The organism is Fontibacillus forbon (assembly GCF_046559655.1).
Taxonomy (GTDB): Bacteria; Bacillota; Bacilli; order Paenibacillales; family Paenibacillaceae; genus Fontibacillus.
The window spans coordinates 155,848-179,299 of sequence record NZ_JBKGFV010000005.1; the positions used below are offsets into that span (position 1 = coordinate 155,848).

19 protein-coding genes are annotated in these 23,452 nt (G+C 48.7%); 15 read left to right on the forward strand and 4 right to left on the reverse strand.

Annotated features, from left to right (window positions below; translation table 11 throughout):
• Positions 1-142: 142 nt before the first annotated feature.
• The 7 genes from ACLB09_RS19620 (at position 143) to ACLB09_RS19650 (ending at position 8,180) form a co-directional block, all read left to right on the forward strand.
• A complete protein-coding gene (locus ACLB09_RS19620; RefSeq protein ID WP_410771547.1) occupies positions 143-769 on the forward strand; it encodes a nitroreductase family protein in 627 nt (208 codons plus the stop codon).
• Between the two features lie 77 nt (positions 770-846).
• A complete protein-coding gene (locus tag ACLB09_RS19625) occupies positions 847-1,731 on the forward strand; it encodes a hypothetical protein (RefSeq protein WP_410771548.1) in 885 nt (294 codons plus the stop codon).
• Positions 1,732-1,848: 117 nt separating this feature from the next.
• A complete protein-coding gene (locus tag ACLB09_RS19630) occupies positions 1,849-2,436 on the forward strand; it encodes a TetR/AcrR family transcriptional regulator (protein WP_410771549.1) in 588 nt (195 codons plus the stop codon).
• Positions 2,433-2,936, forward strand: coding sequence for a flavodoxin family protein (locus tag ACLB09_RS19635; RefSeq protein WP_410771550.1), 504 nt, complete (start codon positions 2,433-2,435; stop codon positions 2,934-2,936). The genes ACLB09_RS19630 and ACLB09_RS19635 overlap by 4 nt, the downstream gene beginning before the upstream one ends.
• Complete coding sequence (locus ACLB09_RS19640; RefSeq protein WP_410771551.1) at positions 2,933-3,571, forward strand: NADPH-dependent FMN reductase family protein; 639 nt, start codon at positions 2,933-2,935, stop codon at positions 3,569-3,571. The genes ACLB09_RS19635 and ACLB09_RS19640 overlap by 4 nt, the downstream gene beginning before the upstream one ends.
• 253 nt (positions 3,572-3,824) lie before the next feature.
• Positions 3,825-4,730: a GNAT family N-acetyltransferase gene (locus tag ACLB09_RS19645; protein ID WP_410771552.1), complete on the forward strand. Its 906-nt coding sequence runs from the start codon at positions 3,825-3,827 to the stop codon at positions 4,728-4,730.
• A 156-nt stretch (positions 4,731-4,886) separates the two neighbouring features.
• Positions 4,887-8,180, forward strand: a complete 3,294-nt coding sequence (locus tag ACLB09_RS19650; RefSeq protein ID WP_410771553.1) for an endonuclease — start codon at positions 4,887-4,889, stop codon at positions 8,178-8,180.
• Positions 8,181-8,282: 102 nt separating this feature from the next.
• Here the strand turns inward: ACLB09_RS19650 and ACLB09_RS19655 are convergent, their stop codons facing one another.
• Together ACLB09_RS19655 and ACLB09_RS19660 are read right to left on the reverse strand one after the other, a co-directional pair.
• Positions 8,283-10,058, reverse strand: coding sequence for an ABC transporter ATP-binding protein (locus ACLB09_RS19655; RefSeq protein WP_410771554.1), 1,776 nt, complete (start codon positions 10,056-10,058; stop codon positions 8,283-8,285).
• Positions 10,045-11,820 carry an ABC transporter ATP-binding protein gene (locus tag ACLB09_RS19660; RefSeq protein WP_410771555.1) on the reverse strand — a complete coding sequence of 592 codons (1,776 nt, stop codon included), beginning with the start codon at positions 11,818-11,820 and terminating at the stop codon, positions 10,045-10,047. The genes ACLB09_RS19655 and ACLB09_RS19660 overlap by 14 nt, the downstream gene beginning before the upstream one ends.
• 287 nt (positions 11,821-12,107) lie before the next feature.
• Here ACLB09_RS19660 and ACLB09_RS19665 point away from each other — a divergent pair, with 287 nt between their 5' ends.
• The 3 genes from ACLB09_RS19665 (at position 12,108) to ACLB09_RS19675 (ending at position 16,748) form a co-directional block, all read left to right on the forward strand.
• Positions 12,108-13,343: a GGDEF domain-containing protein gene (locus ACLB09_RS19665; RefSeq protein WP_410771556.1), complete on the forward strand. Its 1,236-nt coding sequence runs from the start codon at positions 12,108-12,110 to the stop codon at positions 13,341-13,343.
• 241 nt (positions 13,344-13,584) lie between these two features.
• Positions 13,585-15,540: a GTP-binding protein gene (locus ACLB09_RS19670; protein WP_410771557.1), complete on the forward strand. Its 1,956-nt coding sequence runs from the start codon at positions 13,585-13,587 to the stop codon at positions 15,538-15,540.
• A gap of 26 nt (positions 15,541-15,566) precedes the next feature.
• A complete protein-coding gene (locus tag ACLB09_RS19675) occupies positions 15,567-16,748 on the forward strand; it encodes a YecA family protein (protein WP_410771558.1) in 1,182 nt (393 codons plus the stop codon).
• A gap of 498 nt (positions 16,749-17,246) precedes the next feature.
• Here the strand turns inward: ACLB09_RS19675 and ACLB09_RS19680 are convergent, their stop codons facing one another.
• Positions 17,247-17,993 carry a GTP pyrophosphokinase gene (locus ACLB09_RS19680; RefSeq protein WP_410771559.1) on the reverse strand — a complete coding sequence of 249 codons (747 nt, stop codon included), beginning with the start codon at positions 17,991-17,993 and terminating at the stop codon, positions 17,247-17,249.
• Positions 17,994-18,184: 191 nt separating this feature from the next.
• Here ACLB09_RS19680 and ACLB09_RS19685 point away from each other — a divergent pair, with 191 nt between their 5' ends.
• The 3 genes from ACLB09_RS19685 (at position 18,185) to ACLB09_RS19695 (ending at position 20,868) form a co-directional block, all read left to right on the forward strand.
• Positions 18,185-18,961: an NAD-dependent epimerase/dehydratase family protein gene (locus tag ACLB09_RS19685; protein WP_410771560.1), complete on the forward strand. Its 777-nt coding sequence runs from the start codon at positions 18,185-18,187 to the stop codon at positions 18,959-18,961.
• A gap of 181 nt (positions 18,962-19,142) precedes the next feature.
• Positions 19,143-19,706 carry a GNAT family N-acetyltransferase gene (locus tag ACLB09_RS19690; protein ID WP_410771561.1) on the forward strand — a complete coding sequence of 188 codons (564 nt, stop codon included), beginning with the start codon at positions 19,143-19,145 and terminating at the stop codon, positions 19,704-19,706.
• Between the two features lie 52 nt (positions 19,707-19,758).
• Positions 19,759-20,868, forward strand: coding sequence for a hypothetical protein (locus tag ACLB09_RS19695; protein WP_410771562.1), 1,110 nt, complete (start codon positions 19,759-19,761; stop codon positions 20,866-20,868).
• Between the two features lie 10 nt (positions 20,869-20,878).
• Here the strand turns inward: ACLB09_RS19695 and ACLB09_RS19700 are convergent, their stop codons facing one another.
• Positions 20,879-21,634, reverse strand: coding sequence for a GNAT family N-acetyltransferase (locus tag ACLB09_RS19700; RefSeq protein WP_410771563.1), 756 nt, complete (start codon positions 21,632-21,634; stop codon positions 20,879-20,881).
• Positions 21,635-22,214: 580 nt separating this feature from the next.
• Here ACLB09_RS19700 and ACLB09_RS19705 point away from each other — a divergent pair.
• Both ACLB09_RS19705 and ACLB09_RS19710 read left to right on the forward strand, forming a co-directional pair.
• Entirely contained in the window at positions 22,215-22,532 is a 318-nt protein-coding gene (locus ACLB09_RS19705) for a DUF1806 family protein (RefSeq protein ID WP_410771816.1), read from the forward strand.
• Positions 22,529-23,281 carry a PIG-L family deacetylase gene (locus ACLB09_RS19710; protein WP_410771564.1) on the forward strand — a complete coding sequence of 251 codons (753 nt, stop codon included), beginning with the start codon at positions 22,529-22,531 and terminating at the stop codon, positions 23,279-23,281. Before ACLB09_RS19705 ends, ACLB09_RS19710 begins: the two co-directional genes overlap by 4 nt.
• Positions 23,282-23,452 lie beyond the last annotated feature (171 nt).

The window sequence follows — 23,452 nt, forward strand, 5'->3', positions numbered from 1 at the left end:
ACGTTTGCCAACGTCCGGCTGCTTTTTTTGACGTTCAATGCTTGACGGGAAAAATCCCCTATACTCAATGTCTAACTATTCAAATGTTCATGAACTGCTAACATGAAGGTAATTAAGTCAAAGATGAAGGTAGGGATTCAAAATGGACTTTATGGATGCGGTGAAAAACAGAAGGTCGGTCCGCTCATTTAAAGAAACGACGATTGAGGAACACATTATCGAGGACATGCTGGCATCGGCCCGGCTTGCGCCTTCCGCCGGAAACGGGCAGAATCATCTATTCGGGGTTGTGAAAGAAAGTAAGCTGAAACTGGCATTGGCCAAAGCTGCCGGAGGGCAAGTGTGGATTGCGGATGCACCTGTGGTGATCGCCTGTTGCGCCCGGCTGGAAACGGACCTGAAGGACTTGCCGGAGAATGATTTTGGCTTGATCGTTAATCAAACCCGTTTCGGCAAACCGTTCCTGGAATATTTGAATGCCTATGAAGACAGGAGCATGGTAAGGGCCTTGTTTGCTAATGCGACTCCGCTGATCCCTGCCGAGCATATGTTTTTGACGGCGGCGTCTCATGGCTTGTCGGCTTGTTTTGTGGGACATGTGGACATCATGGAAGCAAGCCGGATTCTGCGGTTGCCGGAAGATATCGTCTGTTTGTTTCTGCTGCCGGTCGGATATCCCAATGAGGAGCCAACAGCAAAACGGCTTAAGACGATTGAGGAGATATCGTTTTTAAATGTATTCAACGGCAGCGGGGAAACAACTTGCTGATCCTGTTTTTAAAGCGTATTGTTGTATTGAAGATTTATGAAAAGCAAAATTATAGCGCTTAGAAAACAGGTGAGGAAATGGATAGCAAGCAAGTATCGGATCAAATAGTAAACGAAAATCGCAAAGTCTTTGCCTTACTAAGCAATTACTTGAATAATGCCCCCGACTTCGTCAACAAAGATGAAATCGATGAGATCGTTTCTTGCGGGGTATCTTATGAATATGCTTTTGTAGCCATACTAACGGCTGCTTTCGGACTGGATATTGTTGAGCATGCAGAGGATAAGGCCTTGTTCAATAACTATTTTAGCCGCATGGTTCATAAACTTGAAGCCAACGAATATTATGACAATCCTTACTATAAGAATATCAAGATCCCTACGATAAAAATCGGGAATGCTGAATTGAAATATGAGAACTATAAACCTTTCGAAGGGTTTGTTTGCGATGATATCGTCCAAACTCAAGAGGGGAGACAAATCCCGCAAATCGGATTTTTTGAAACGGAATTCAGGTTTCCGGCCATTTTGGAAAACGGTCGAATATGGATGACCATTACGCCAAACGAAATAGAAACGATGAAAGAAGCGGTTGATCAAGCGTTTGGCAACGTGCTTACATTTGGACTCGGGCTTGGCTACTATGCCTATATGGCTTCCGAAAAAGATGAGGTCGAAAGCGTTACGGTCGTGGAACTCAATGAAGATGTTATAAATTTGTTCAGCCGATACATATTGCCGCAATTTAAAAATGCTCATAAGATCAAGATTATTCAAGCAGATGCTTTTGAATATGCCCGCACGCAGATGCCTAAGGAGAAATGCGATTTTGTGTTCACGGATTTATGGCATGATGTGTCCGATGGCATCGACATGTACTTGAAAATGAAAGAAGTGGAAAAACACCATCTCGATAAGGTTTTTTCGTATTGGATAGAGAAGTCTATTTTATGTTATTTATAAAAGTATTTTGAAGCCTGATCTATCAGGCTTTTTTATTTTACCTAAATCTTGACAATGTAAAGATATTCCATTACAATCTTTACAGTGTAAAGATTTGGGAGAGGAGAGTAGCTGTCAATGAAAGAAGGGAAGCCCTATCACCATGGAAACCTGCGGAACCAGCTTATAGAAGCAGGGATTGAACTTATTAACGATGAGGGGCTAAAAGGGTTTTCCCTGCGCAAGGTCGCGGGCAAATGCAATGTCAGCCATGCCGCGCCGTATAGCCATTTTAAGAATATCGATGAGTTGATTTCCGCCATGGGAGAGCATGTGACGGAACAATTTATGGAGAAACTGCATGCATCGGTAAGAGGGAGGGAAGACAGCGACGAAGCCATTTCACGGCTTGGGCAGGCCTATATTGAATTTTTCATGGAACATCCGGAGTATTTTTCGTTTCTTTTTGATCACTCCGGATTAACCATTGATTTGGACAACGAGAGCCCGGATGACTATCCGCCATTTGCTTTATTCCGAACAACGGCCTATCGAATGTTCCGCAGGATGGGCCTACCGGAAAAAAACGATACCCGGCAATTAATCGGGCTTTGGTCCATGGTTCATGGCATCGCTTCGCTGTTTACCACGAACGGAGTCCGGTATTCCGGGGATTGGGTTGAAGTTTTCACAAAATTAATCGGTGTGAAGGAGAGCGAAGCATGAAAATGATAATACATGATTTGCCGCCGCAAGATTTTGCCGCTTTGTACGATGACAAAAAAGAAGACGTAACGGTCATCTCGGACAATGGTACCATTCGGAAATGCACAGGCTGCTTCGGGTGCTGGATCAAGACCCCCGGAGTGTGCGTCCTGAAGGACGGATATCAAAATATGGGCGAGCTTCTTGCCGGATGCGATGAACTCGTCATCATCAATAAGTGCGTCTATGGAAGCTACAGTCCTTTCATCCTAAGCGTGTTGAACAGAAGCATCTCTTACATACTGCCTTATTTTGTAGTAAAAAACGGAGAAACGCACCATCGAAAACGGTATTCGCATTATTTTAATTTATCCGTGCATTTTTATGGCGACGATATCACAGAGGCCGAGAAAGAAACCGCAAAGGCTCTGGTTGCGGCGAATAGCGTGAATTTCTACTCCCCAAGCTATAAGGTGAATTTTCATAAAGAATTACAAGCGGTTAAGGAGGCTTTGAAATGAAAATCGCAATGATAAACGGAAGCCCCAAATTAGGGAAAAGCAATTCATCCATCCTGCTTAAAACCCTCGAGACGCTGATCCACGACGGTCATGAAATCGCACACTATATCCTTAACAAAAAAGATCTGACCCCAGAGCAGTATAGCGAACTTTGCCGTATGGACACCTTCGTGTTGGCTTTCCCGCTATATGTGGACGGAATCCCGTCCCACTTGTTCAGGATGCTTATTGCCCTTGAGGAATATATGAAAGCGGAACGCCAAAATGATATTTACGTTTATGTTATGGTGAATAACGGCTTTTTTGAGGGAAAGCAGAATCACATAGCCATTGAAATCATTAAAAACTGGTGCCTCCGCTCGGGTCTCCATTTCGGGCAGGCCATCGGACATGGAGCCGGCGAAATGATGGAATATATCGAAAAAGTACCCCTCGGCCACGGCCCGCTAAAAAATTTAGGCACGGCCATGACAACACTCGCAAATCATATCCACACTCATTCAAGTGGTGAATCCATCCTGATCAGCCCCAATTTCCCGCGCTTCGCCTGGCGATTTGCTGCGACACACACGTTTTGGAATGCAAAAGCAAAAAAGAACGGCCTGAAGAAGAAAGATATCCTCAAAAGGCTATAAGCGGCTTGGGGGTATGTAAATATCCCCCATTCCCTACTTTGTTCATCCCTCCCACAAAACGCTTATATTCAAAGTCTCCCTTGCTTAACTCGCATGCTTCTTCCATGATTAACCTGGAAAGAGAAAAAATCTCAACCCGGATTTCAAAGGTAACGATCGGCACGGGAGAGGTTTATACCTATAACCGATAGCCTTCTCCTGTGCGTATGGGAGAATTAGAGATATTTATAAAGATGGGAGACGATCATCGTTCATGGAAAACTTCGTTATCAGAAATCCGAAAGAAGAAGACACGGAACAAATCGATCAGTTCGATTTTATCTTTAAAATGCTTTATCTGTATCATGGCGATCTGGACAAGAACAATTTGTTTTTTGCGGTAAATGAAGAAGACAAGATTTTAGCTACAGCCCATTTGATGCCCCACGATACGTTTGATGCGGTTGGACATGATGAGGAGAAGGACTTTGTACGTTATCTTACCTATGAAATCACTTTTGTTGAAGATGTCGAGGATGAAAAAATAAAAGACGCGCTGACCAATGCGTTGATCGGACGTGCCAAAGAAATTAAAGCCCGACAACGGAACAAGCGTATTGTGATGGCTCAGTATGTAGATAGTGATGATCTCAAGGAATTGAGTTATTGTTTGAAGCGCGGATTTACGATCTACGATACGATCGTCGTTTTCAAATACGATTTGAGCCGTGACCTTCCTCAGTATCCTTTACCGGAGGGCGTGGTAGTGAAGCCATTTGCGCTGGATAACGGCGAGGCGTTGGGAAAATACCATCAAGCCGAACTGGCTTCGTTCGACGGAGTGGCGTGGAGCATGAACCAATTGAGTTGGATGCAAGGCGCGGCGGAAATGACTAATTTTTGCGCGTTCAGCGGTGACGAGTTTATCGGCAACACCTCAACATGGCGGATTACCGATGAGCAAAGCGCAACGGAAAACGTGTTCGTAACCCCGGAATGGCAGAAGAAGGGCATCGCCCGGAACATCATCTGCACCGCTCTGGATCATCTGAAGCAGCAAGGTAAAACTATCGCCACCTTGGGAACGCACGGCACTAATCGGAAAGCCATACGTCTGTATACCCAAATCGGCTACGAATTATACGGGTTCAGGCTGACGATCGGATATGAAATCGAGTAACGGAATAACTGGAGGTATAAGCTGGTAGGGTGACAATCACGCCATACCGGCTTATGCCCTTTTTTATTTTCCCCTTACATATCTTAGGTTTTCCACTAATATTCCCATGGCAAAATGAGGGTGTTAAACTAATCTTTAACACATGGGAGGAAAATCATGAATAAGTGGTTTGCTCGCAAGGGAGCCAAATGGCTGAGATCGGCAATAGCTTTGTCTTTAGCTTTATCGCTTCAAATGGGATTGGGTTTGGAGACTCCGGCTATTCATGCCGAAGGCCCGAGCGATCCCGCGCCTTACATTCCTGCGAAAGTGGTCAATGAGAATGCGGGAAAGAAAGTTCTGTTCGACAACAGTCATGGACAGACGGCCGGAGCAGCCGATTGGGTCATTGACGGCGGATTTTCGGATTTTGGACATGCCCTGGCGGGCGATGGGTTTGAAGTGAAGGAACTGCGAAAATCTTCCCCCATAACTTACAGTGACTTGAGCAGTTATGAGGTTTTCGTAGTTGCCGAACCGAATATTCCTTTCAAGCAAAGCGAACAGGCCGCGATGAAACAATACGTCGAAGAAGGCGGCAGCATTTTCTTTATCGGCGATCACTATAATGCCGACCGCAATAAAAACCGGTGGGACGGCTCCGAGTCCATCAACGGCTATCGCCGGGGGGCATGGGAAGATCCCGCGAAAGGCATGAGCACGGAGGAGAGAAATTCGGCCGCCATGCAAGGGGTGGTCAGCTCCGACTGGCTCGCGGACAATTTCGGCGTCCGGTTCCGTTATAACGCGCTAGGCGATATTACGGCCAATCGCATTGTGGCGCCGGATCAGGCTTTCGGCATTACGGAAGGCGTATCGGGAGTAGCCATGCATGCCGGTTCTACCCTGGCGATTACCGACCCTAGCAAAGCTAAAGGAATCGTATACCTACCGGAGACTAACGATGCCTGGGGGAATGCGGTGGACCAGGGCGTATATAATGGCGGAGGCGTGGCGGAAGGTCCGTATGTGGCGGTATCCAAAGTTGGACTTGGCAAGGCGGCTTTCATTGGAGATTCTTCTCCGGTCGAGGATGCTTCCCCTAAATATTTGCGCGAGGAAACGGGAGCCAAGAAGACTACTTACGATGGATTTAAAGAGCAGGACGATGACGTCTTGCTTGTGAATATGGTGAATTGGTTAGCGGACCAAGAAGATTATACAAGCTTGGATCAAGTGGCCCAGTTACAGTTGGATGAGGAGACGGTCCTGCATCCTTTTGAAGCCCCGGAAGCTTCCACGGAGCCTCAGGCTGAGCCTTGGTCAGCACCGGCGGCAGGTTATAAATGGTGGGACCCGTCTACTTTTAAAGCCGGTTCTTACGGCGGGTTAACGGTGAACGGGCAAGTAACCTACAGTTTCGTGCATCAAGCTACGCTTCCGAATGCGCAGGATTTTCAAATTCGCGTCGTCGTGGATAACCTGCCCGCAAATGCGACGGTATCGGGATTCGGCACCGGGGTTTATCTCACCGGAGGCACGCAAGTCGCGAAGATCCAAAATTCGAACGGAACTTGGCCTACCGCTTATGGCTATAGTGAAACATTCAGCTTAACTGCCAACAGCCAAGGACGTGCCTATAAAGATCTCACCGTACGGATCAAGCCGGGAACGACGGGGACTGCGAATCTTAGATTAAGACAGAACGGCAACAATCTCTTAACAAAAACCGTGACATTGGCTAACGTACCTGCCGAACCGCTTCCGGATGAACAAAATCCGATTCCGGCTCTGATTACGATTGCCGAAGGGCGAAATAAACCGGAGGGAAGCGTGGTCACGCTTCAAGGTACGATCACGACGGAACCGGGGGCGTTTGGCGGACAGGCTTTCTATTTGCAGGACGCAACGGGCGGGATTTACGTCTATCAGAGTACGAGCGGCTTTCATCAGGGAGACATCGTGAAAATAACCGCTCCGACAGCTTTTTACAATACGGAGCTTGAGCTGACTACTCCGGTTGCGATCGAGAAGACCGGGGTAGCGGCATTGCCTGAACCGAAACCGGCGGTATCGGTGAACGACGGAAATCAAGGGCAGATTATCGAGTTAAGCAAGGCGGAGATTAAGAATATCATCACGGCTGCCCCGGCGGGTTCATTTGAATTCGATGCCGTTAGCGGCGGTGTCAGCAATCATGTGCGCGTGGATGCCCGGACGGGCTTAACGCTTGCCGACTTTCCTTATCAGGATGGGCAGACGGTAAACTTGGCGGGCGTCTCTTCCATTTTTAAAGGCGTATATCAGTTGAAGGTCCGGGGATTAAGCGATATCACGCTTTCGCAGGTCGCTGCTCCTCCCGTAACTACGGCTACGCTTTCCGGGTCGCCTAACGAGCAGGGATGGTTCAACCGTAGTGTGGTGCTTACCTTAACAGCTGCCGCTCAGGGGACAGACAACGTAGCTACGAAATATGCCATCAATGAAGGGCCGGAGGTTGCCTATACGGCACCGGTTACCATCGACTTCGAAGGAACAAGCTTGATTCAATACTATTCAATTGGTACTGATGGCGGTAAGGAAACTGCAAAATCGATGGAAGTAAAGCTGGATACCATTGCTCCAAGCGTCACTTTAACCCAATCGGGCAAAGTGGTAGGAGATGTCTTGGAACAGGATGTCTTGAAGTTTGAGCTTGCCGGTACCGATACAGGATCCGGAATTGCTTCGCAAAAACTGTCGGTAGACGGGCAAGACATTGAACCGGGTCAACCGATTAACGCGAAAGACCTTGGAATCGGTAAGCATACACTGCAATACGTTGTGGCGGATTTGGCGGGAAATGTGTCCCAGGACAGCATTCCATTTCAAGTCGGCCGTACGCTGGTTGCCGGAGCTCCGGGACAGCCGGTACTTTCGGATAATAACGGGCACGATACCGGACTCCGGGACGGCAATTATGTCATCGCAATGAATATGTGGTGGGGGATTAACGGTTCCGAATTCAAGTTGTATGAAAATGACGTCTTGATCAAGACTGTAAGTTTATCGGATGCTTCTCCGTCCGCCCAATCGCTGTCCATCGATATTGCCGGAAAAAGCAACGGATCGTATGCCTATGTCGGCGAGCTGATCAACTCCCAAGGCACAACGAAGTCGCAGCCTCATGTCGTCACCGTCTCGGACGCGAATCCCGGCAAACCGGTCTTGTCGCATGACAATTGGGACTTGGACGGGAATTATCAAATCTCGATGAACATGTGGTGGGGAACCAACGGTGTTGAGTATCGGCTTTACGAAAACGGGGAATTGATCGATACCCAGGCCCTTTCCGAGGTTACGCCTCAGGCGCAACGGGCCGCGTCGACATTGAACAACAAAGCCGCAGGCACTTATGATTATGTTGCCGAAATTATTAACGCAGCGGGAGTTTCCAGAAGCGAGAGCATCACGGTCCGCGTTGAAAAATAACTGGCTCAGACCCAAAACCGGTCCAAGTTAAATGAAATAAAACAAGCCCCCGATTTCTAACTGTCGGGGGCTTGCTGTTATATTGGAGGCCTAAGCTTTTAATTAAGCTTCCATCTTCTGAGCTGTATAGAGCCGGTAGTACAGGCCGCGGCGGGCCATCAACTCGTCATGCGAGCCGGATTCCGCGATGCCTTTGTCGGACACGTACATGATGCGGTCGCAGTTCTTCACCGTGGACAACCGGTGCGCGATGATGAACGAAGTCCGCCCTTTGAGCAGTTCGTTCAGGCCTTGCTGAAGCAGCCGCTCGGTCTTGGCGTCGATCGACGAGGTAGCCTCGTCGAGGATAAGGATGCGCGGGTCGGCCAGAAGCGTCCGCGCGAACGAGATCAGCTGCCGCTGTCCTTGGGACAGCTTGGAGCCGCGTTCGTTGACCTCCGTCTGGTAGCCCTGCTCAAACTCACGGATGAACTCGTCGGCGCATACCGTTTTCGCGGCGGCGATGATCTCTTCTTCCGTGGCATCCAGCCGGCCGTAACGGATATTGTCGAGGATCGTCCCCGAGAAGATGAAGCTGTCCTGCAGCATAATGCCCATTTGGCTGCGCAGGGAATTCAGCGTCACCCGGGAGATATCGTGGCCGTCGATCAGGATCTTGCCGCCGGTAATATTATAAAAGCGCGAGATCAGGTTGACGACCGTCGTTTTGCCTGCGCCGGTAGGCCCTACCAGAGCGATACTTTCCCCGGGCTTTATATCGAAGGAAAGATGTTCAAGAATATTGTTGCCCGGATCATAGGCAAAGGTGACATCGTCGAACGTCACTCTTCCCTGAATCGACGGCAGTTTCTTCGCATCTGGCACATCGGTGACGGTTACCGGTTCGTCGAGCGTCTCGAAAATCCGTTCCAGATAGGCAACCGCATTGATGAAGTTGTTATACAATTGCGACAGGTTCAGGATCGGCTGCCAGAAACGCGCCGCATAGGCACCCATCGCGAGAATGACGCCGAAGGTCACATCAGCCGGACTCAAGGCGAGCAGACCGACAAGATAAATCAACGCGGTGACGATCGTCGCCAGATTATCGACCGTGAACGGAATCAAGGCGTTGTATCGCAGGGCGCGCATCCATTCCGTCCGGAAGTTGGTGGCAAGGCGCGTAAAAATGCCCTCGTTGCGCTGCTCGCGGGAGAAGATTTGCGTTACGCGGATACCGCTGATGCTTTCCTGCAAGTAGGCGTTCAAGTTGGAACTCTTGTTGGATACGGCCTGCCATGCCCGCCGCTGGCGGGTCTTGATTAACAACATCACGCCCAGGAAGACGGGAAGTCCGGCCAGGATGACGAACGAGAGGCGGACGTCCACGGCAAACATAAACGCGGCGATAAAGATCAGGTTCACGATTTCAAGAATAAAGTTGATAATACCGTTGGATAACACGTCCGATACCGAGTTGACATAGTTGACGACCCGGATCAGAATTTTGCCCTGCGGGCGGTCATCGTAATATTTGAACGGAAGCTGCTGCAGATGCTTGAACAGATCCGTACGGATGTCAAAAATAATATCCTGCCCGACGCTCGTCATCATTCGCGAGCGGATCGTGGCCAAATATACGCTGACGACAATCGTAACCAGCATCAGCGCCGACCAGCCGATCAGCGCGCCGCTATCCTTGGCCGGGATCGTGACGTCGATGACATGCTGCATGATCAGCGGGGCGGAGAGCGAAACTGCCGCCGAAATGGCGCTTAGCACGAAGGCGATAATCATCGGTTTCTTCTGCTTCTTGATATAGACCAGCGCACGCCGGAAATGCTTGATATCAAAAGGCGATTCCAGGTTTTCGTCGATGTCGAATTTATTCCTTGCCATGCTCTGTCACCTGCCTTCCAATGCCCTCGTTCTGCAGCATAAACACTTCGTAGTAGTAACCCCGTTTCGCCAATAGCTCGGCATGGGTGCCTTCTTCGATCAGGCGGCCTTCGTCCAGGATGAGAATCCGGTCGGCCTCCGCAGTAGTGGACACGCGCTGGGCGATAATGATCTTCGTGCAGGGGTATTGTAGTTCCCGTAAACTTTTTTGGATATGCTCTTCGGTTTCCAGGTCGACGGCGGAGGTCGTATCGTCCAGAATCAGGATCGGACGCCGTACCGCCAATGCGCGGGCGAGCGCGATACGCTGTTTCTGTCCGCCGGACAAGCCGACGCCGCGTTCCCCTACGATGGTGTCATACCCTTCCGGCATCTTGGTGATGAAATCGTGCGCGGCCGCGAGTTGGGCGTAACCGATCGTATCCTCCTCTGGCAGCTCGGGATCGCCGTAGGCAACATTCCCGTCAATCGTGTCGGAGAACAGAAGGACGTCTTGGGTGGCCACGCCGATGTTGCCGCGGAGCTCGTCGAGCTCCAGCTTGCGCACGTCGGTGCCGTCGACCAGCACCCGTCCCTCGGCCACGTCATAGAAGCGGGGGATCAGGTTGACCAGCGTCGTTTTGCCCGATCCTGTGGAACCCATGATGGCAACGGTTTCACCCGGTTCAATCGTAAAGCTTACATCATGCAGTACTTGTACGCCGCCGTATTTGAAGTCGACGTGGTCAAACTCGATACGGCCGTTATAGCGGCGTTTGTCCACGAGACTGTGCTCGTTGACGATCCCGGGACGCGCGTAATATACCTCAATAATTTTGGTCAAGCTGGCAAAAAAGCGCTGAATATCGTTGATGATAATGCCTATGTTGCGCATCGGGTTGGAAATGGCCCAGATGAGCGAAGAGAAGGCTGCGAATTCACCGAAGGTGATCCGGCCGTTCATAACGAACAGGCCGCCTGCCAGCAACAGAATCACGTTGAAGGCTTGCGCGAAAGTTTCCAGGTAAGGGAAATAATCGAGCCATACGAGTGCTGCGGTCTTATTCGCCTTGGAATAGTTGACGTTCTTGTCGTTGAACTTCTCCACTTCGTATTCTTCGCGGGCAAATGCTTTAACCACCCGGTTGCCGGAAATGTTTTCCTGGGTGGTGGTGTTGAGCTGGGACAGCCGTTCACGCAGGTCGATATACATCGGACGTACGCGTTTGGCAAAGATATAGGCCACCACAAAAATCGGCGGGGACAAAATCAGGAGCCACAGCGTCAGCTCTACGTCGATCGTAAAAAAGTAAATCACGGCGGCGAGGAAAATCGTGAGCGACTCGATGATCGTCTTGATAATCCATGCCATGGAGTGCCGCACCATGTCCAGATCGCCTGTCATCTTGGTCATAAGGTCGCCGGTACGGTTGTGATCGTAATAGTTCATGTCTTGCTCTTGAATCTTGTTGTACAGATAAACGCGGACCCGGTAGAGCATATTCTGCGAGGACCATTCGTACTGCATCGTCGTTAAATAAGCAAGGCCCGTGCGCAGCAGGGAAAAGCCGATCATGCCCAGGCAGAGCATAATGAGCAACCCACGCTCTTCCGTTAAATTCTGCAACGCGTTGTCGTTAGCTATAAACGTATCGACGATGCGCTGGCCGATGTAAGGATTCACGATCATGAGCGAGGAGCCCACCACCGAGAGGCAAAGCGCCAGGATATACCGCGTACGGTCTCCCTCCAGGTTCTTCCAAAGCCACTTTAGTTCAAACATTTGATCACCTGATTTCTGTTTGTTCTCATATTCTTGTTGAAAAAAATGCATTGCCTCAATCAACAAACTAACGTGATTATACCACTTGGGCAGGTAAGATCAATGCCTAATTCTACGTGTCGCGCAAAATCGAATTTTGTCATAAATATCGAAAGAAATTGTGTGAAATTTCGAAAATATTAGTTTGAAATTCAGCTATAAGCTGACACCTTATACCAGCCGATAATAAAATAGATCGATATAAAATACATAGAGTAGAATCCCACCCGTGGAGGGACACCTATATTTTGAAGACTACAGCAAAAACCATCTTGAAACTCGTACTTCCATTTCTCCTTATACTGTTGGCCTATATTTTTTCCAAAAAGACAGGCGACATGTCGCAGCCGCAATTGGACATGGTGACGAGAGTTCCTTATGTCGTCCTGCTGATCGGGACAGTAATCTCCTGGAAATTCAACCGGAGCCGGGAGTTTTTTATCCTGATCGTACTCGGTCTTTGTTTGGCCGCCGCTACCTATTTGCCCGTGTTACCCGGGAGAGCGGTTCCGATCCAACCGGCTGATATTTATGCCGTGATCTGTCTGCTGATTCCATTTAATATCGCGCTGTTTTCCTTTTTCAAAGAACGGGGAATATGGAGCTTGTGGGGAGGGCTACGCATCGGGATACTTCTCGCCCAGGTTTTGGCTACATTCTGGCTGATGAAACCCGAGCAAGAAAATCTCCTGGCCCTGGTTCGCAAAGATTTTCTGCCAGGCCTTCATTCTCTGACGCCTATTCCGCAACCGGCGCTAATTTTCTTTATAGCAGCATTAATTATTCTTATTCTGAGACAGGCAAGATACAGATCTTCTCAGGATATTTCATTCATAGGGGCACTTTGCGCACTGTTTTATGCATTTCACGATAAGACGGATCCATACCTGTATCCTATCTTTTTTGCGGCTTCCGGGATAATCATGATCACTTCGATCATTCAGGATTCGTATTCCATGGCGTTCTCGGATGAATTGACCGGTTTGCCTTCGCGGCGGGCGCTGAAGCAGGACATGATGAAGTTAGGCATCAACTATGCCATGGCCATGCTGGATATCGACCATTTCAAGAAGTTCAACGATACCTACGGGCATGATACGGGGGACGAAGTGTTAAAGCTGGTAGCATCCACGATCAAGGATGTCACGGGCGGAGGGAAGGCTTATCGTTACGGCGGAGAGGAGTTCACCATTCTTTTCCCAGGAAAAAGCATCAATGAGGTCATTCCCCATCTGGAAGAGTTAAGAGAAAAGGTATCCAAACGGGCTTTTACGCTGCGAAGAAGCGGCAGGCAAAAGAACAAGTCGAAACGCAAATCGCGCAGCAGTTCCAGATCCGTTAAGCAAAAACAAATATACATAACGATTAGTATCGGCGTCTCCCAAAAAAGCGAAAAAAACAAAACGCCCGATACCGTAATGAAATCGGCGGATACGGCGCTATACCGCGCCAAGAAAAAGGGCAGAAACTGCGTTAGCAAGTAAACGGAGAATTCAAACACAGGCATATAAAAACAGGGTCTCCCTAACAAGATAGGGGCCCTGTTTCATTTTCAAGCGATGGATGTCATGGGATGCCTATTCTTTACCGGGTAAAGATGGGCGCCGTCCGCTCTGACGAATAAACCGCTATGTAAAATCGTACTCTCCATCCTCATCCCCGGATCATCGGGCGTTCCGGCTGTGATATAATGGGGAGCAGCAGTTTCGCGACCGGAGGATAGAAATGAACAAGACGATCGGGATTTTGGCGCATGTGGATGCCGGGAAGACGACCTTCTCGGAACAACTGCTTTACTATACCAAGAGCATTAAACAGCGTGGGCGGGTCGATCATCAGGATGCCTTTTTGGACAGCCATCAAATCGAGCGGCAACGGGGAATTACCGTGTTCGCCGATCAAGGGGTATTCACTTACGGGGACACGAGCTATTTTTTGATCGATACGCCGGGGCATATGGATTTCTCTCCCGAGACGGAACGGGCGATTCAGGCGATGGATGTCGCCGTTATTATCGTTAGCGCCGTGGAGGGGATCGAAGGCCAGACGGAGACCGTGTGGGAGCTTTTGAGAAAACATCGCATCCCCTGTTTCTTCTTTATAAATAAAACGGACCGGCCTGGAGCCGATGTGGCCCGGGTTGTGCAAGAATTGAAGACGAATTTCACGGGAGACCTTTGCGACATTGCGGACTCCATGGTAGAGGACGGCAAGATGAACGTGGAACTGGCCGACTTTGTCGCCGAACGCGATGAAACTCTGCTGGACTACTATATCGAGCATGGCTACAACGAAGACAAATGGCTTCAGGCGATGCGAAGCCTAATCCGGAATAAGGAGGCGTATCCTTACGCCTACGGTTCCGCCTTTCAGGGGGCCGGGATCGAAAGCTTCCTGCAAAAGCTTCATCTGCTTACGGCTACCGGCTATTCAAGCGAAGGCCCCTTTTCGGGCCGTGTGTACCGCATCCGCCATGATGATCAGGGAACCCGGATCACTTTCATCAAGGCGTTAAGCGGAACGTTAAGCGTGAGGGACAGCATTACTTACGGCGATGCAACCAATTCGTTTACCGAAAAAATAACGCAAATCCGCAGGTATAACGGATGCGAGTTCAAAGCGGTGGATCGGGTGGAAGCGGGTGAACTGTTTGCGGTAACCGGGTTATCCCGGGCCGTCGTCGGCGACGGGGCAGGGACTTTACAAGAGAGACCGGTGTTCGAGACGGTCCCTACATTAAAGTCCAAGGTGATTTTTGAACCGGGCATCTCCGTCAAGGAGGTCCTTCCGTATTTCAAAATGTTGGATGCCGAAGATCCGACCCTTAATGTGGTCTGGGAGGAAAGATTGCAGGAGATACACCTTCACGTCATGGGAAAAGTCCAGCTGGAGGTATTGGAGCAACTCGTGTTGGAGCGGTTTAATCTTAAGGTGTCCTTTGACCGGCCGGAAATTTTATATAAGGAAACGATATGCACGGAGGTCGTCGGGTACGGCCATTTCGAGCCGCTCGGGCATTATGCCGAGGTGCATCTTCAGCTGCGGCCGGGGGGCCGAAACAGCGGGATTACTTTTCAGAATGCTTGTCATGCCGATGATCTGTCGGTCGGGAATCAGAATTTGATCCAACACCATCTGTTTGAGCGGGAACATCATGGCCTGCTGACCGGTTCGCCGCTAACCGACGTCGCCGTAACCTTGTTGACCGGCAGGGCTCATAATAAGCACACGACGGGCGGTGATTTCAGGGAAGCGACGTATCGGGCTTTGCGGCAGGGGCTGGAAAAAGCGTCAAACATTCTCCTTGAACCGTTCTACCAGTTTAAAATCAAAGTGGAAACCGACCAGATCGGCCGGGTTATGTCGGATATCAGCAAGGCTTACGGAAAATTCGAGGCACCCCGGACAGAAGGAGACAAAGTCATTTTGACGGGAAGCGTACCTGTAGCTACCTTTATGGATTACGGCAGCCAGTTGGCGTCGTTTACCCAAGGAAAAGGCGTGCTAAGCCTGACGTTTGCCGGTTATGACAGTTGCCACAACGAACAGGAGATCGTTGAGCGAATAGGCTATAATAAGGAAGCCGATCCTGAGTACACATCCTCATCCATCTTTTGCGCCAAGGGGCAAGGGTACTCCGTATCCTGGGAAGATGCGGAAAGCAAAATGCACGCGTTGTAATCAATACATTATTAAAAGGAGTTTCTATGGCTACCGATTTTGAAGAGATACTGGAACAAACCAATATTCAATACGCGATTGTGGGGGAGATGAATACGTCCCTGCGCGGCATTCTGGGAGAACTTACGAAAGCAAAGACTTCCTCGCTTGCAAAAGCTCATGACATTTCAGGAAGATCGAAAATGAAGCAGGATGAGCTGGCGAAGGCCGTCCTGGAGCAAATCACAAATCCCCGCTTTATAGAGTCGGTCTTGTTGATGCTGGATGCAGAGGAATGGAAGGTGTTTGAAACGCTTTATGCCAGTCCTTTTGTGCAGGACAATTACTATCCATATGGCTATTACCGGTTTTTGATGGAGCGCGGGTTGGTATTCACCTTCTTTCAACAAGGAAAGCTGTATTTGGTCATGCCGGATGAAGTGAAGGAGACCTTTGCGCAGTTAAATACGGCCGTTTTTGAAAATGCCCGCAGCAGACGGGCGCTGGTATATGAATATATACTGGCATTGACAAATTTGTATGGCGTTTACGCACAAGACAAGCTTGAGGAAATTTTCAACGATCAAAACGCATCTCAGCCTCTTGCCGCAGGGGAGTTGGATGAATACCTGGAGCATTTTCTGCAAAGAGAGCAGAAGTTCGTTTTGAATGAGGATGAGGGCTACCTGATGGATGCCGGCCTCGTGGATCACGGCGAGGAAGGCGAATTGGAATCTTTGCTGCGGAGCATTCAAGGGAAGCCGTACTATGTCCCGGAAAAGGACGAACTGCTGAAATACGCGGATGACGGATATTTTGAAATGACGCCGCAGCTTGAAGCCTTGGCTAGCTATGTCGTAAACCAAATGCACCAGGACGAGGAAATGGTCCAATACCTGATCGACGACATTCAGCTTGCTTGTTCCATGGGGCAGCCGCTGCAGGAACTGATTTACGAATTCGAAAGACGGGATCTTGTCTTCGACAATCCCAAGCAGGCCCAAGAGGTGATGAGACTGGTCGTCGAAGTCCAAAACAACACCAGACTATGGTCCAATTGCGGCCATACTCCGAAAGAACTGGGTAACGCAAGTAACCGGCAAGGCTCTACGGCCAATGGATCTGTCCAGTTCGGCGACATTCCCCCGGTTAAAGCAGAGAAGGTGGGACGTAATGATCCTTGTCCGTGCGGCAGCGGGCTAAAGTACAAGAAGTGCTGCGGAAAATAAAGTAGTGCGGTATTGAGGAGTGTAATGGGGAGTAGTTCAAATAGTGGACACTCTCACGAAAAGGTTAGATGTTCATATTAGTCCCTTATGTCTGTATACAGTGGGTGTTAATCTGTAAAAAGTCTAAATATAGACAAAGAGTGGAACGAACGGGAAACCTTGTTTTGTCCGCTTTAAGGTGGACATTTATTGGTTATTTGCCCATTGGAGGAGTACTTTGTTACGATGAGTTTCCCGATAAGAGGCATGGCCTAAGGATTACAACAAAGAAGCCCAACCTGGGTAATTGGAAGCGTAGTGCAACCATTCACCAGGGAGGGGCTTTTTTGTGGAAAAATATATCAATATTTAGATGCGGAAGATTTGTATTCCTACTACATACAGTCATTACGTCTGTATTGAAGTAATTGCCTGCTGAAGGAAAGTGTCCACTATTTGAAAGACATTTTTAAATAAAGTCCACATCAAGAGGACATTGAAGATATAAACTCGTTAAACCTAGGCCTGCCCCAGTCCCTCCGAGACTAATTTGAGCAGGTTATCGGGAATTCTGAATTTTTCGTTGCTAATCAACAATTGGAGATCGAGACTGGACTCCGTTTGATGAGCCAGTTTGATTTCTTCCATCTCTTGTTGGAGCTGCTCCATTTTCAAATCCAGTTCATAGGCGGTGTCGGCCGCAACTTTCAAGTCTTTGAGCAAGCGATCGGGGACAGCTTCATTGTATTTGTAAAAAATTTTGTGCTCCAGACTGGCCCAGAAATCCATGGCAATCGTGCGGATTTGGATTTCGACGCAGATCAGTTCCTCGCGGTCGGACATAAATACGGGAACTTCGACCAACAGGTGAAGACTTTTGTAGCCGTTCGGCTTCGGATTTTTAATATAGTCTTTGACGGATACGATCTTTAAGTCTTTTTGGCTTTGCAGCATTTGACTGATCCGGTATATGTCCGAGATAAAAGAGCACGTGATCCGAATGCCCGCTATATCTTTGATATTGTTTTTGATGTCGGAAAGTGAGCCTGCCCCGCCTTTGCGGTATAGCTTCTTCATAATGCTCTCCGGAGACTTTAATCTCGATTTCGTATGTTCGATCGGATTGTAATCGTGCAGCAATTGGAATTCTTCCTGCAAAATTTCAATTTTCGTTTCCACTTCATGCAAGGCGAATTTATACATCATCATGAAGCGTGTTAAATTTTTTTGAATAACCTTCATTTGTTCAATGGGATTGTCTGTCATGTTTACCGTCCTTCTTGCAAAAAAGTATGGAATGCTGTCGGTCCTCCTAATTATAGCCTATATTAAAGCCCGCTTTCCAACTCCGGCTTTGTTCCGCCGGTATATTTCCTTTCTCCAACGGGTAATAACTAACAGAAATACCCATCACGTAATACCAGTGACGATTTGGATGGGAAAGGAGTTGGTGACCAATGAAACGCAAACTGTTGATTACGGGAGCGTCCGGCACCATAGGAAACGTAATGTACAAGGGTTTACAAAAAGATGGCCGGTACGAGGTTATCGGAGCGGATATTCAGGAGGATGATGAGCAAGGCATTTTGAACATAGACATTGCGGATGAAGCAAGGTTGTCGGAGTTGACGGAGGGAATCGATACGGTGCTCCATTTCGCGTGGATTAAGGATAACGGGGATTTTTTGGGCAAGGTGCTCGCGGGAAACGTAAGCGGTGCATACAAGTTATTTGAAGCGGCGGTGCAAAATGGCGTGCGGCGCATTGTATTCGCCAGCTCCAATCATGCAACCGGTTTTTACAAGACGGACGAGAAGATAGATCCCGAGGATCCTTACCGTCCCGATAGCTTTTACGGGCTAAGCAAATGCTATATCGAACTGCTGGGCCGGCTTTATTCGGACCAAGGCAAAATCTCTTCTTTCAATATTCGTATCGGCAACTTTCCGGGAGACGATCGCCCCCATTCCGAGCGTGCGGGACATATCTGGATCTCCGAGCGTGACATGCTTCAACTGATCATTTGCTGCATTGAAGCTGACGACGAACTGCCGTATTTGAATTTATACGGCACCTCCGCCAATAGCGACAACTATTACAACATTGACTATTTGGAGGACTTGATCGGATATAGACCGCAGGATGACGCTACCAAGCTGCTTGAGCAAGCAAAGGCAGCCGGGCGCAAGGTGCGGCAGGATGAAACCGCCTACCAGGGAGGTCAACAAGAGTAGCAATTCCGGGTCAATTTCTAACCCAAAGCACCTTTCTCTAATTATGGGAAAGGTGTTTTTATTGTCTTATGAGAAAAGTGGAAGAAGACCATGATTGTGTTGTGGTATCCTATATTTAACATTTATGCTTGAGTCAGCGGACACATCAATTTCAAAGAAAGGATTCGGTGAGATATTTCCTATGATTATGGACGCTATTTTCAAGGAACAGTTGCCGGTGTTGCAGTCGGAGCGGATTCGGATTCAAAAGATCGAAGAAGAGCACTTGGAAGGCGTATTCGCCATCTATAGCAATGACCGGGTATTCGACTATTGCGGGATTCTGCCGAAGCACAACAAAGAGACCGTGAGAAACATGATCGGACACTTTCAACGGGATTATTTGAAGAAAACGAGAGTCAAGTGGGGAATATTTGCCGGAGATGATATGGTCGGCATTCTCGAAGCATGCGATTTTGATCAGAAGGTGAACATGGTGACGATCGGTTACTTTTTGGCGGAAGGTTATTGGGGCCGGGGAATCGCTAGTGAAGCTGTTGCACTCTTGGTAGAGTTTCTATTCAAGGAAGCGGGAGTCAACCGGATTCAGGCCGAAGTCATGCCTGCAAATGAAGCCTCGAAAAAGGTGCTGCTCAAGAACGGTTTCCTTAAGGAAGGAACTCTGAGACAGGCGAAAGTATGGACGGGTAAGGGCATCGTTGATTTGGAGATCTACGGGATATTGCAGCGGGATTATTTTGCTTGAACATTTTAAGCGTGATTTGCTGAAATGAATAAAATTACAGGGGGCTAAGAGGATGACTCATTTAAAAGAGGTGCTTCACTTGTTAGCGACAGAGCATGTCCCGCAGGAACATTCGGCACATAGCCGGATGTTCAAAATCAGCAATCCTTACGGGCTTAACAGTCATGGCGTAACGTCAACGCTCCATGGCAGCACGGTTCATGCGGTATACGTCTATGATTCTAATCAAAATTATGAGGTTGCCTATATCGAACTTGATATGGACGGCACAATTAGACACGCGCTGGCGGAAACGGAAGGGGTGCTTCCCAGCCTGTTCTTAAGCCCGGACGGCGTTCCCTTCGTATGCATTCAGGACCCTATGAAAACCGGCTCGGACATCGTTCTCCCCGTACTGGACCGAAGCGGCGTTGACCAGCCTAAGCCGATTCGGAATATGGTCGGTGAATACGTGGGGAATGTGGGGGAAAGTTCCGTTTTCCATAACCGGGATATTTTCAATCCGAAAAAAGAGGACAAACTGGAGATTCTTAAATTTGCAGACGGTACTTTTAAGAAGCGGGAAACCGTGAAAATACCACTGCCGCAGTGCGAGCATGTAGTTATCGATGAGGATCATGAGAGGATGTACGCCTTCTCCTACGCCGATGGGAATCTATTGATCCGAAAGATGGATATCGACGGAAATATCGGGCAGCAAAGCACCGTCCACCTGGATTGCGATCTCTTTTCCGTTGTTTCCGTTTCGCAAGGTCCATGGGTTCAACTCATCGCGGTAACCGATAACTGCCTGAGTCGGGTCACGATTGAGCCCGCTGGTAAGGTACAAAGCGCGCCGTTAGCGGAATTGGAATCTCCGTTGTATTCGCTTTGGGCTCCAAAAAGGTTGGGAGAGGAGCGGTATGTCTTCCGCTTTACCCATGAGTACGGGAATGGATGGGCTACCCTGGATAAAGGGAAGTTAAAATCCTGTTTTGTTAACTCCGGGAACAACGTATATTCCGATTCGATATCAGGGGAGTCCATTGTTTGCGAGAAGGAATCTCCCATTTTGTCAGGGATGGCCGCCTTGGATGCTGACAGCTATTGCGTAGAGCTTTATACGCAGCCCTCCAACAGGACAAAACCCACGGATCTTTTTATTTTGCAGAAAAAATTTTGAGATCAGGTCGTCAGCCTTTCGCTTTTCCTTGAACTCTATACCAGTGTCTGTACGCTTCGGTGAAGCCGATTTTGGAATACAAACGCAGGGCGGGATCATTATTTGCGACCACGGCCAGATAACTGTCTCTCGCCCCATTGGCTTTGCCCCATTTCAGCAGGTTTAATATCATCTGCTCTCCGAGTCCCTGATTCCGATGGGCGGCATCCGTGACGATGTCATACAATCCGATACACCCCCGCTCAATGACTCCCAGGCCGCAGGCAACAACTTGACCCTCGTGATACAGGAGGATAAACCCTTTTGGGGTTTTGATATTGGAAAGCATTCGTCTCATGGTGTCCAGTTTCTGGTCTGAAGCCTGGTCCAGCCTGCCGAATTGCTCCAGCCATTCCTCATCCGCATGCTCCACGATCCTGATGTTATGAAGCCGGGGTTCAGCAAGGCTGTCCAGATGCATTGTTTGCATGCTGGTAACATCGATTAATTGGTACCCCTTTTGTTCCAGTACGGTATCCAGATGGGCAGGGTGGATAAACGGGGTGATTTTAAAAATGGCGGGCAACTGATTGGCGGCATAGATCTTTTCGCATTCTATGATTTTCTGTTCCAGATCCAGCGTAGAACCGAACAAGGGGCTGACCGAGTTAGCCCGTTTTGTGCAACCCTCGGCGAAACGCAGCACCCATCCGTCATAGAGCAGGGTGGACAAAGCGGGCCAGTTGTTTAAGGCCAGTTCTTCTATCATTTTATGATTTGGACCCATAAGGGTAGGCAGCCTCCCGGGAAATTAGTCGATTGTATAATTATACAGTTATAGAATATGAATTCAATTAAAACTAATGGGTACGACGATTATGCGTTTGAACAATCCTGGCTTCTTACATTAATTTATTGGGCTGCCGGGTTTATATCGGGAATGCTGGTAATCGGCTTCGCAGAAATCATAGAACTATTACATAGGATAAATTCAAAAATGGATAATAAATCAGAGGACGATGACTTGGAATTAATAATCGATTAATTTTGGGGCTATTATGCGAATCAAATTGGATAAAATATAAGTTGATGGCTGGATACGGCGAAGATAAAGAGAGGATTCTTATGTCGAGTTAGGTGAATTTAATGAAAAGACTATGGAGCAGGTTATGAGGCTTCTTGGGGAGCCAACCAAGAAAACCGAACAAGGGTGCTACTATTCCAATTTTTTTCAGCTTCTTAATTTGGAGCAGATCCATTCGCCGGATAAATTCAGAATACAGATTATGAATTCCGATATTCTTTACTCCTGATATATAATAGAATAGATTTCTTAATTATTCTATAGAAGAAGGTAATCTAACTTGATGGTAAACATCGACAGAATGCAGGCGGAGGCGGAACTCCGCAAATTTGTGGGAGCGGCCGCTTTTATTCACAGCGAGGCGACTTCGTATGTATTTGTCCGCAATTTCAAGGTAGAAGTAACGGATGCTTTTATTGCCGGGGACGGAGAAGGCCCGTATCGGGCGGCGCTCCGGTTTGACGGACACGGATGGCTGCGGATGGAAGGGCTCACGCATTATGAGCTCGATCCGGCAGGCCGGCTGCTGCTGGCCGGATTTGACGACAGGGGACGCATGGACGTTGCGCTCCATTTGGGAAAGGAGCCGTTCCCCGAATGAACGATATGAATCAGAGCAAGACCCGTAAGCTGTTGGCGGTGTTCGCGCACCCGGATGACGAAACTTTTATTTGCGGCGGGACATTGGCTAAATATGCCGCGGAGGGCGTCGAGATTACGCTGGTTAGCGCTACGCGGGGCGAGATGGGGCGCCGAATGGGTAATCCGCCTTATCTTAACCGGGAGACTATCGCCGCGGCACGGGAAAAGGAATTGCAGGCTGCATGCGATTCTCTTGGAATCGGACGGCTCATGTTTCTGGATATTCGCGACAAAACCGTGGAATTCATCGACGAGGAGAGCTTAACCACGCGAATCGAGAACTTGATCCGGGATATCGCTCCCGATGTGCTATTGACCTTTCATGAAAAACTGGGCGGTCACCCCGACCACTGTTCTATCGGGAAGGCAACCACCGCTGCTTATCATCGGGCCGGGTGCAAAGGAGCGCTGTATTTTATTTCTTTCGGGGACAGGATGGAGCACCCGGAGCCTTACGGATATGCTCCGGAAGATATCCTGAAAATCGACGTGTCCGACCACCTGGAGTCAAAGCTTGCCGCATTCCGCGCTCACCGCTGCCAGTCGGAAATCGATGAATGGGTGTGGCTGCCGGATCGGGAAGCGCTTGGCCGGTTTGGAAAGATTGAATATTTCATAAATGGAGATCTCTCTGTCCCGATTTTGAATTCCGGCGACTTATTTCAATTAGATGGCAGTTGTCTGGTGACGGCAGGAGCAAACCAATAGATGCCTGACTAAAATTATTTCTATACAATGGAAGTCCTTATGTTCAACCCTTTGGGTTGCGTAAGGGCTTCTTTGTGCTGTCGGATGCTGTTCTTTTTTGTTTTGTGACTTCGAAATAAGGCGATCCGGTTAGAAAAAAATAGTCTATCGTCGAAAAATGTAATATTTAGT

Coding starts and splice junctions, on each gene's coding strand:
- ACLB09_RS19620 (WP_410771547.1), top strand. CDS start 143: ATGGACTTTATGGATGCGGTGAAAAACAGAAGGTCGGTCCGCTCATTT.
- ACLB09_RS19640 (WP_410771551.1), top strand. CDS start 2,933: ATGAAAATCGCAATGATAAACGGAAGCCCCAAATTAGGGAAAAGCAAT.
- ACLB09_RS19680 (WP_410771559.1), bottom strand. CDS start 17,993: ATGACAGACAATCCCATTGAACAAATGAAGGTTATTCAAAAAAATTTA.
- ACLB09_RS19690 (WP_410771561.1), top strand. CDS start 19,143: ATGATTATGGACGCTATTTTCAAGGAACAGTTGCCGGTGTTGCAGTCG.
- ACLB09_RS19710 (WP_410771564.1), top strand. CDS start 22,529: ATGAACGATATGAATCAGAGCAAGACCCGTAAGCTGTTGGCGGTGTTC.
- ACLB09_RS19700 (WP_410771563.1), bottom strand. CDS start 21,634: ATGGGTCCAAATCATAAAATGATAGAAGAACTGGCCTTAAACAACTGG.
- ACLB09_RS19670 (WP_410771557.1), top strand. CDS start 13,585: ATGAACAAGACGATCGGGATTTTGGCGCATGTGGATGCCGGGAAGACG.
- ACLB09_RS19635 (WP_410771550.1), top strand. CDS start 2,433: ATGAAAATGATAATACATGATTTGCCGCCGCAAGATTTTGCCGCTTTG.
- ACLB09_RS19655 (WP_410771554.1), bottom strand. CDS start 10,058: ATGGCAAGGAATAAATTCGACATCGACGAAAACCTGGAATCGCCTTTT.
- ACLB09_RS19650 (WP_410771553.1), top strand. CDS start 4,887: ATGAATAAGTGGTTTGCTCGCAAGGGAGCCAAATGGCTGAGATCGGCA.
- ACLB09_RS19705 (WP_410771816.1), top strand. CDS start 22,215: ATGGTAAACATCGACAGAATGCAGGCGGAGGCGGAACTCCGCAAATTT.
- ACLB09_RS19695 (WP_410771562.1), top strand. CDS start 19,759: ATGACTCATTTAAAAGAGGTGCTTCACTTGTTAGCGACAGAGCATGTC.
- ACLB09_RS19625 (WP_410771548.1), top strand. CDS start 847: ATGGATAGCAAGCAAGTATCGGATCAAATAGTAAACGAAAATCGCAAA.
- ACLB09_RS19645 (WP_410771552.1), top strand. CDS start 3,825: ATGGAAAACTTCGTTATCAGAAATCCGAAAGAAGAAGACACGGAACAA.
- ACLB09_RS19630 (WP_410771549.1), top strand. CDS start 1,849: ATGAAAGAAGGGAAGCCCTATCACCATGGAAACCTGCGGAACCAGCTT.
- ACLB09_RS19685 (WP_410771560.1), top strand. CDS start 18,185: ATGAAACGCAAACTGTTGATTACGGGAGCGTCCGGCACCATAGGAAAC.
- ACLB09_RS19660 (WP_410771555.1), bottom strand. CDS start 11,820: ATGTTTGAACTAAAGTGGCTTTGGAAGAACCTGGAGGGAGACCGTACG.
- ACLB09_RS19675 (WP_410771558.1), top strand. CDS start 15,567: ATGGCTACCGATTTTGAAGAGATACTGGAACAAACCAATATTCAATAC.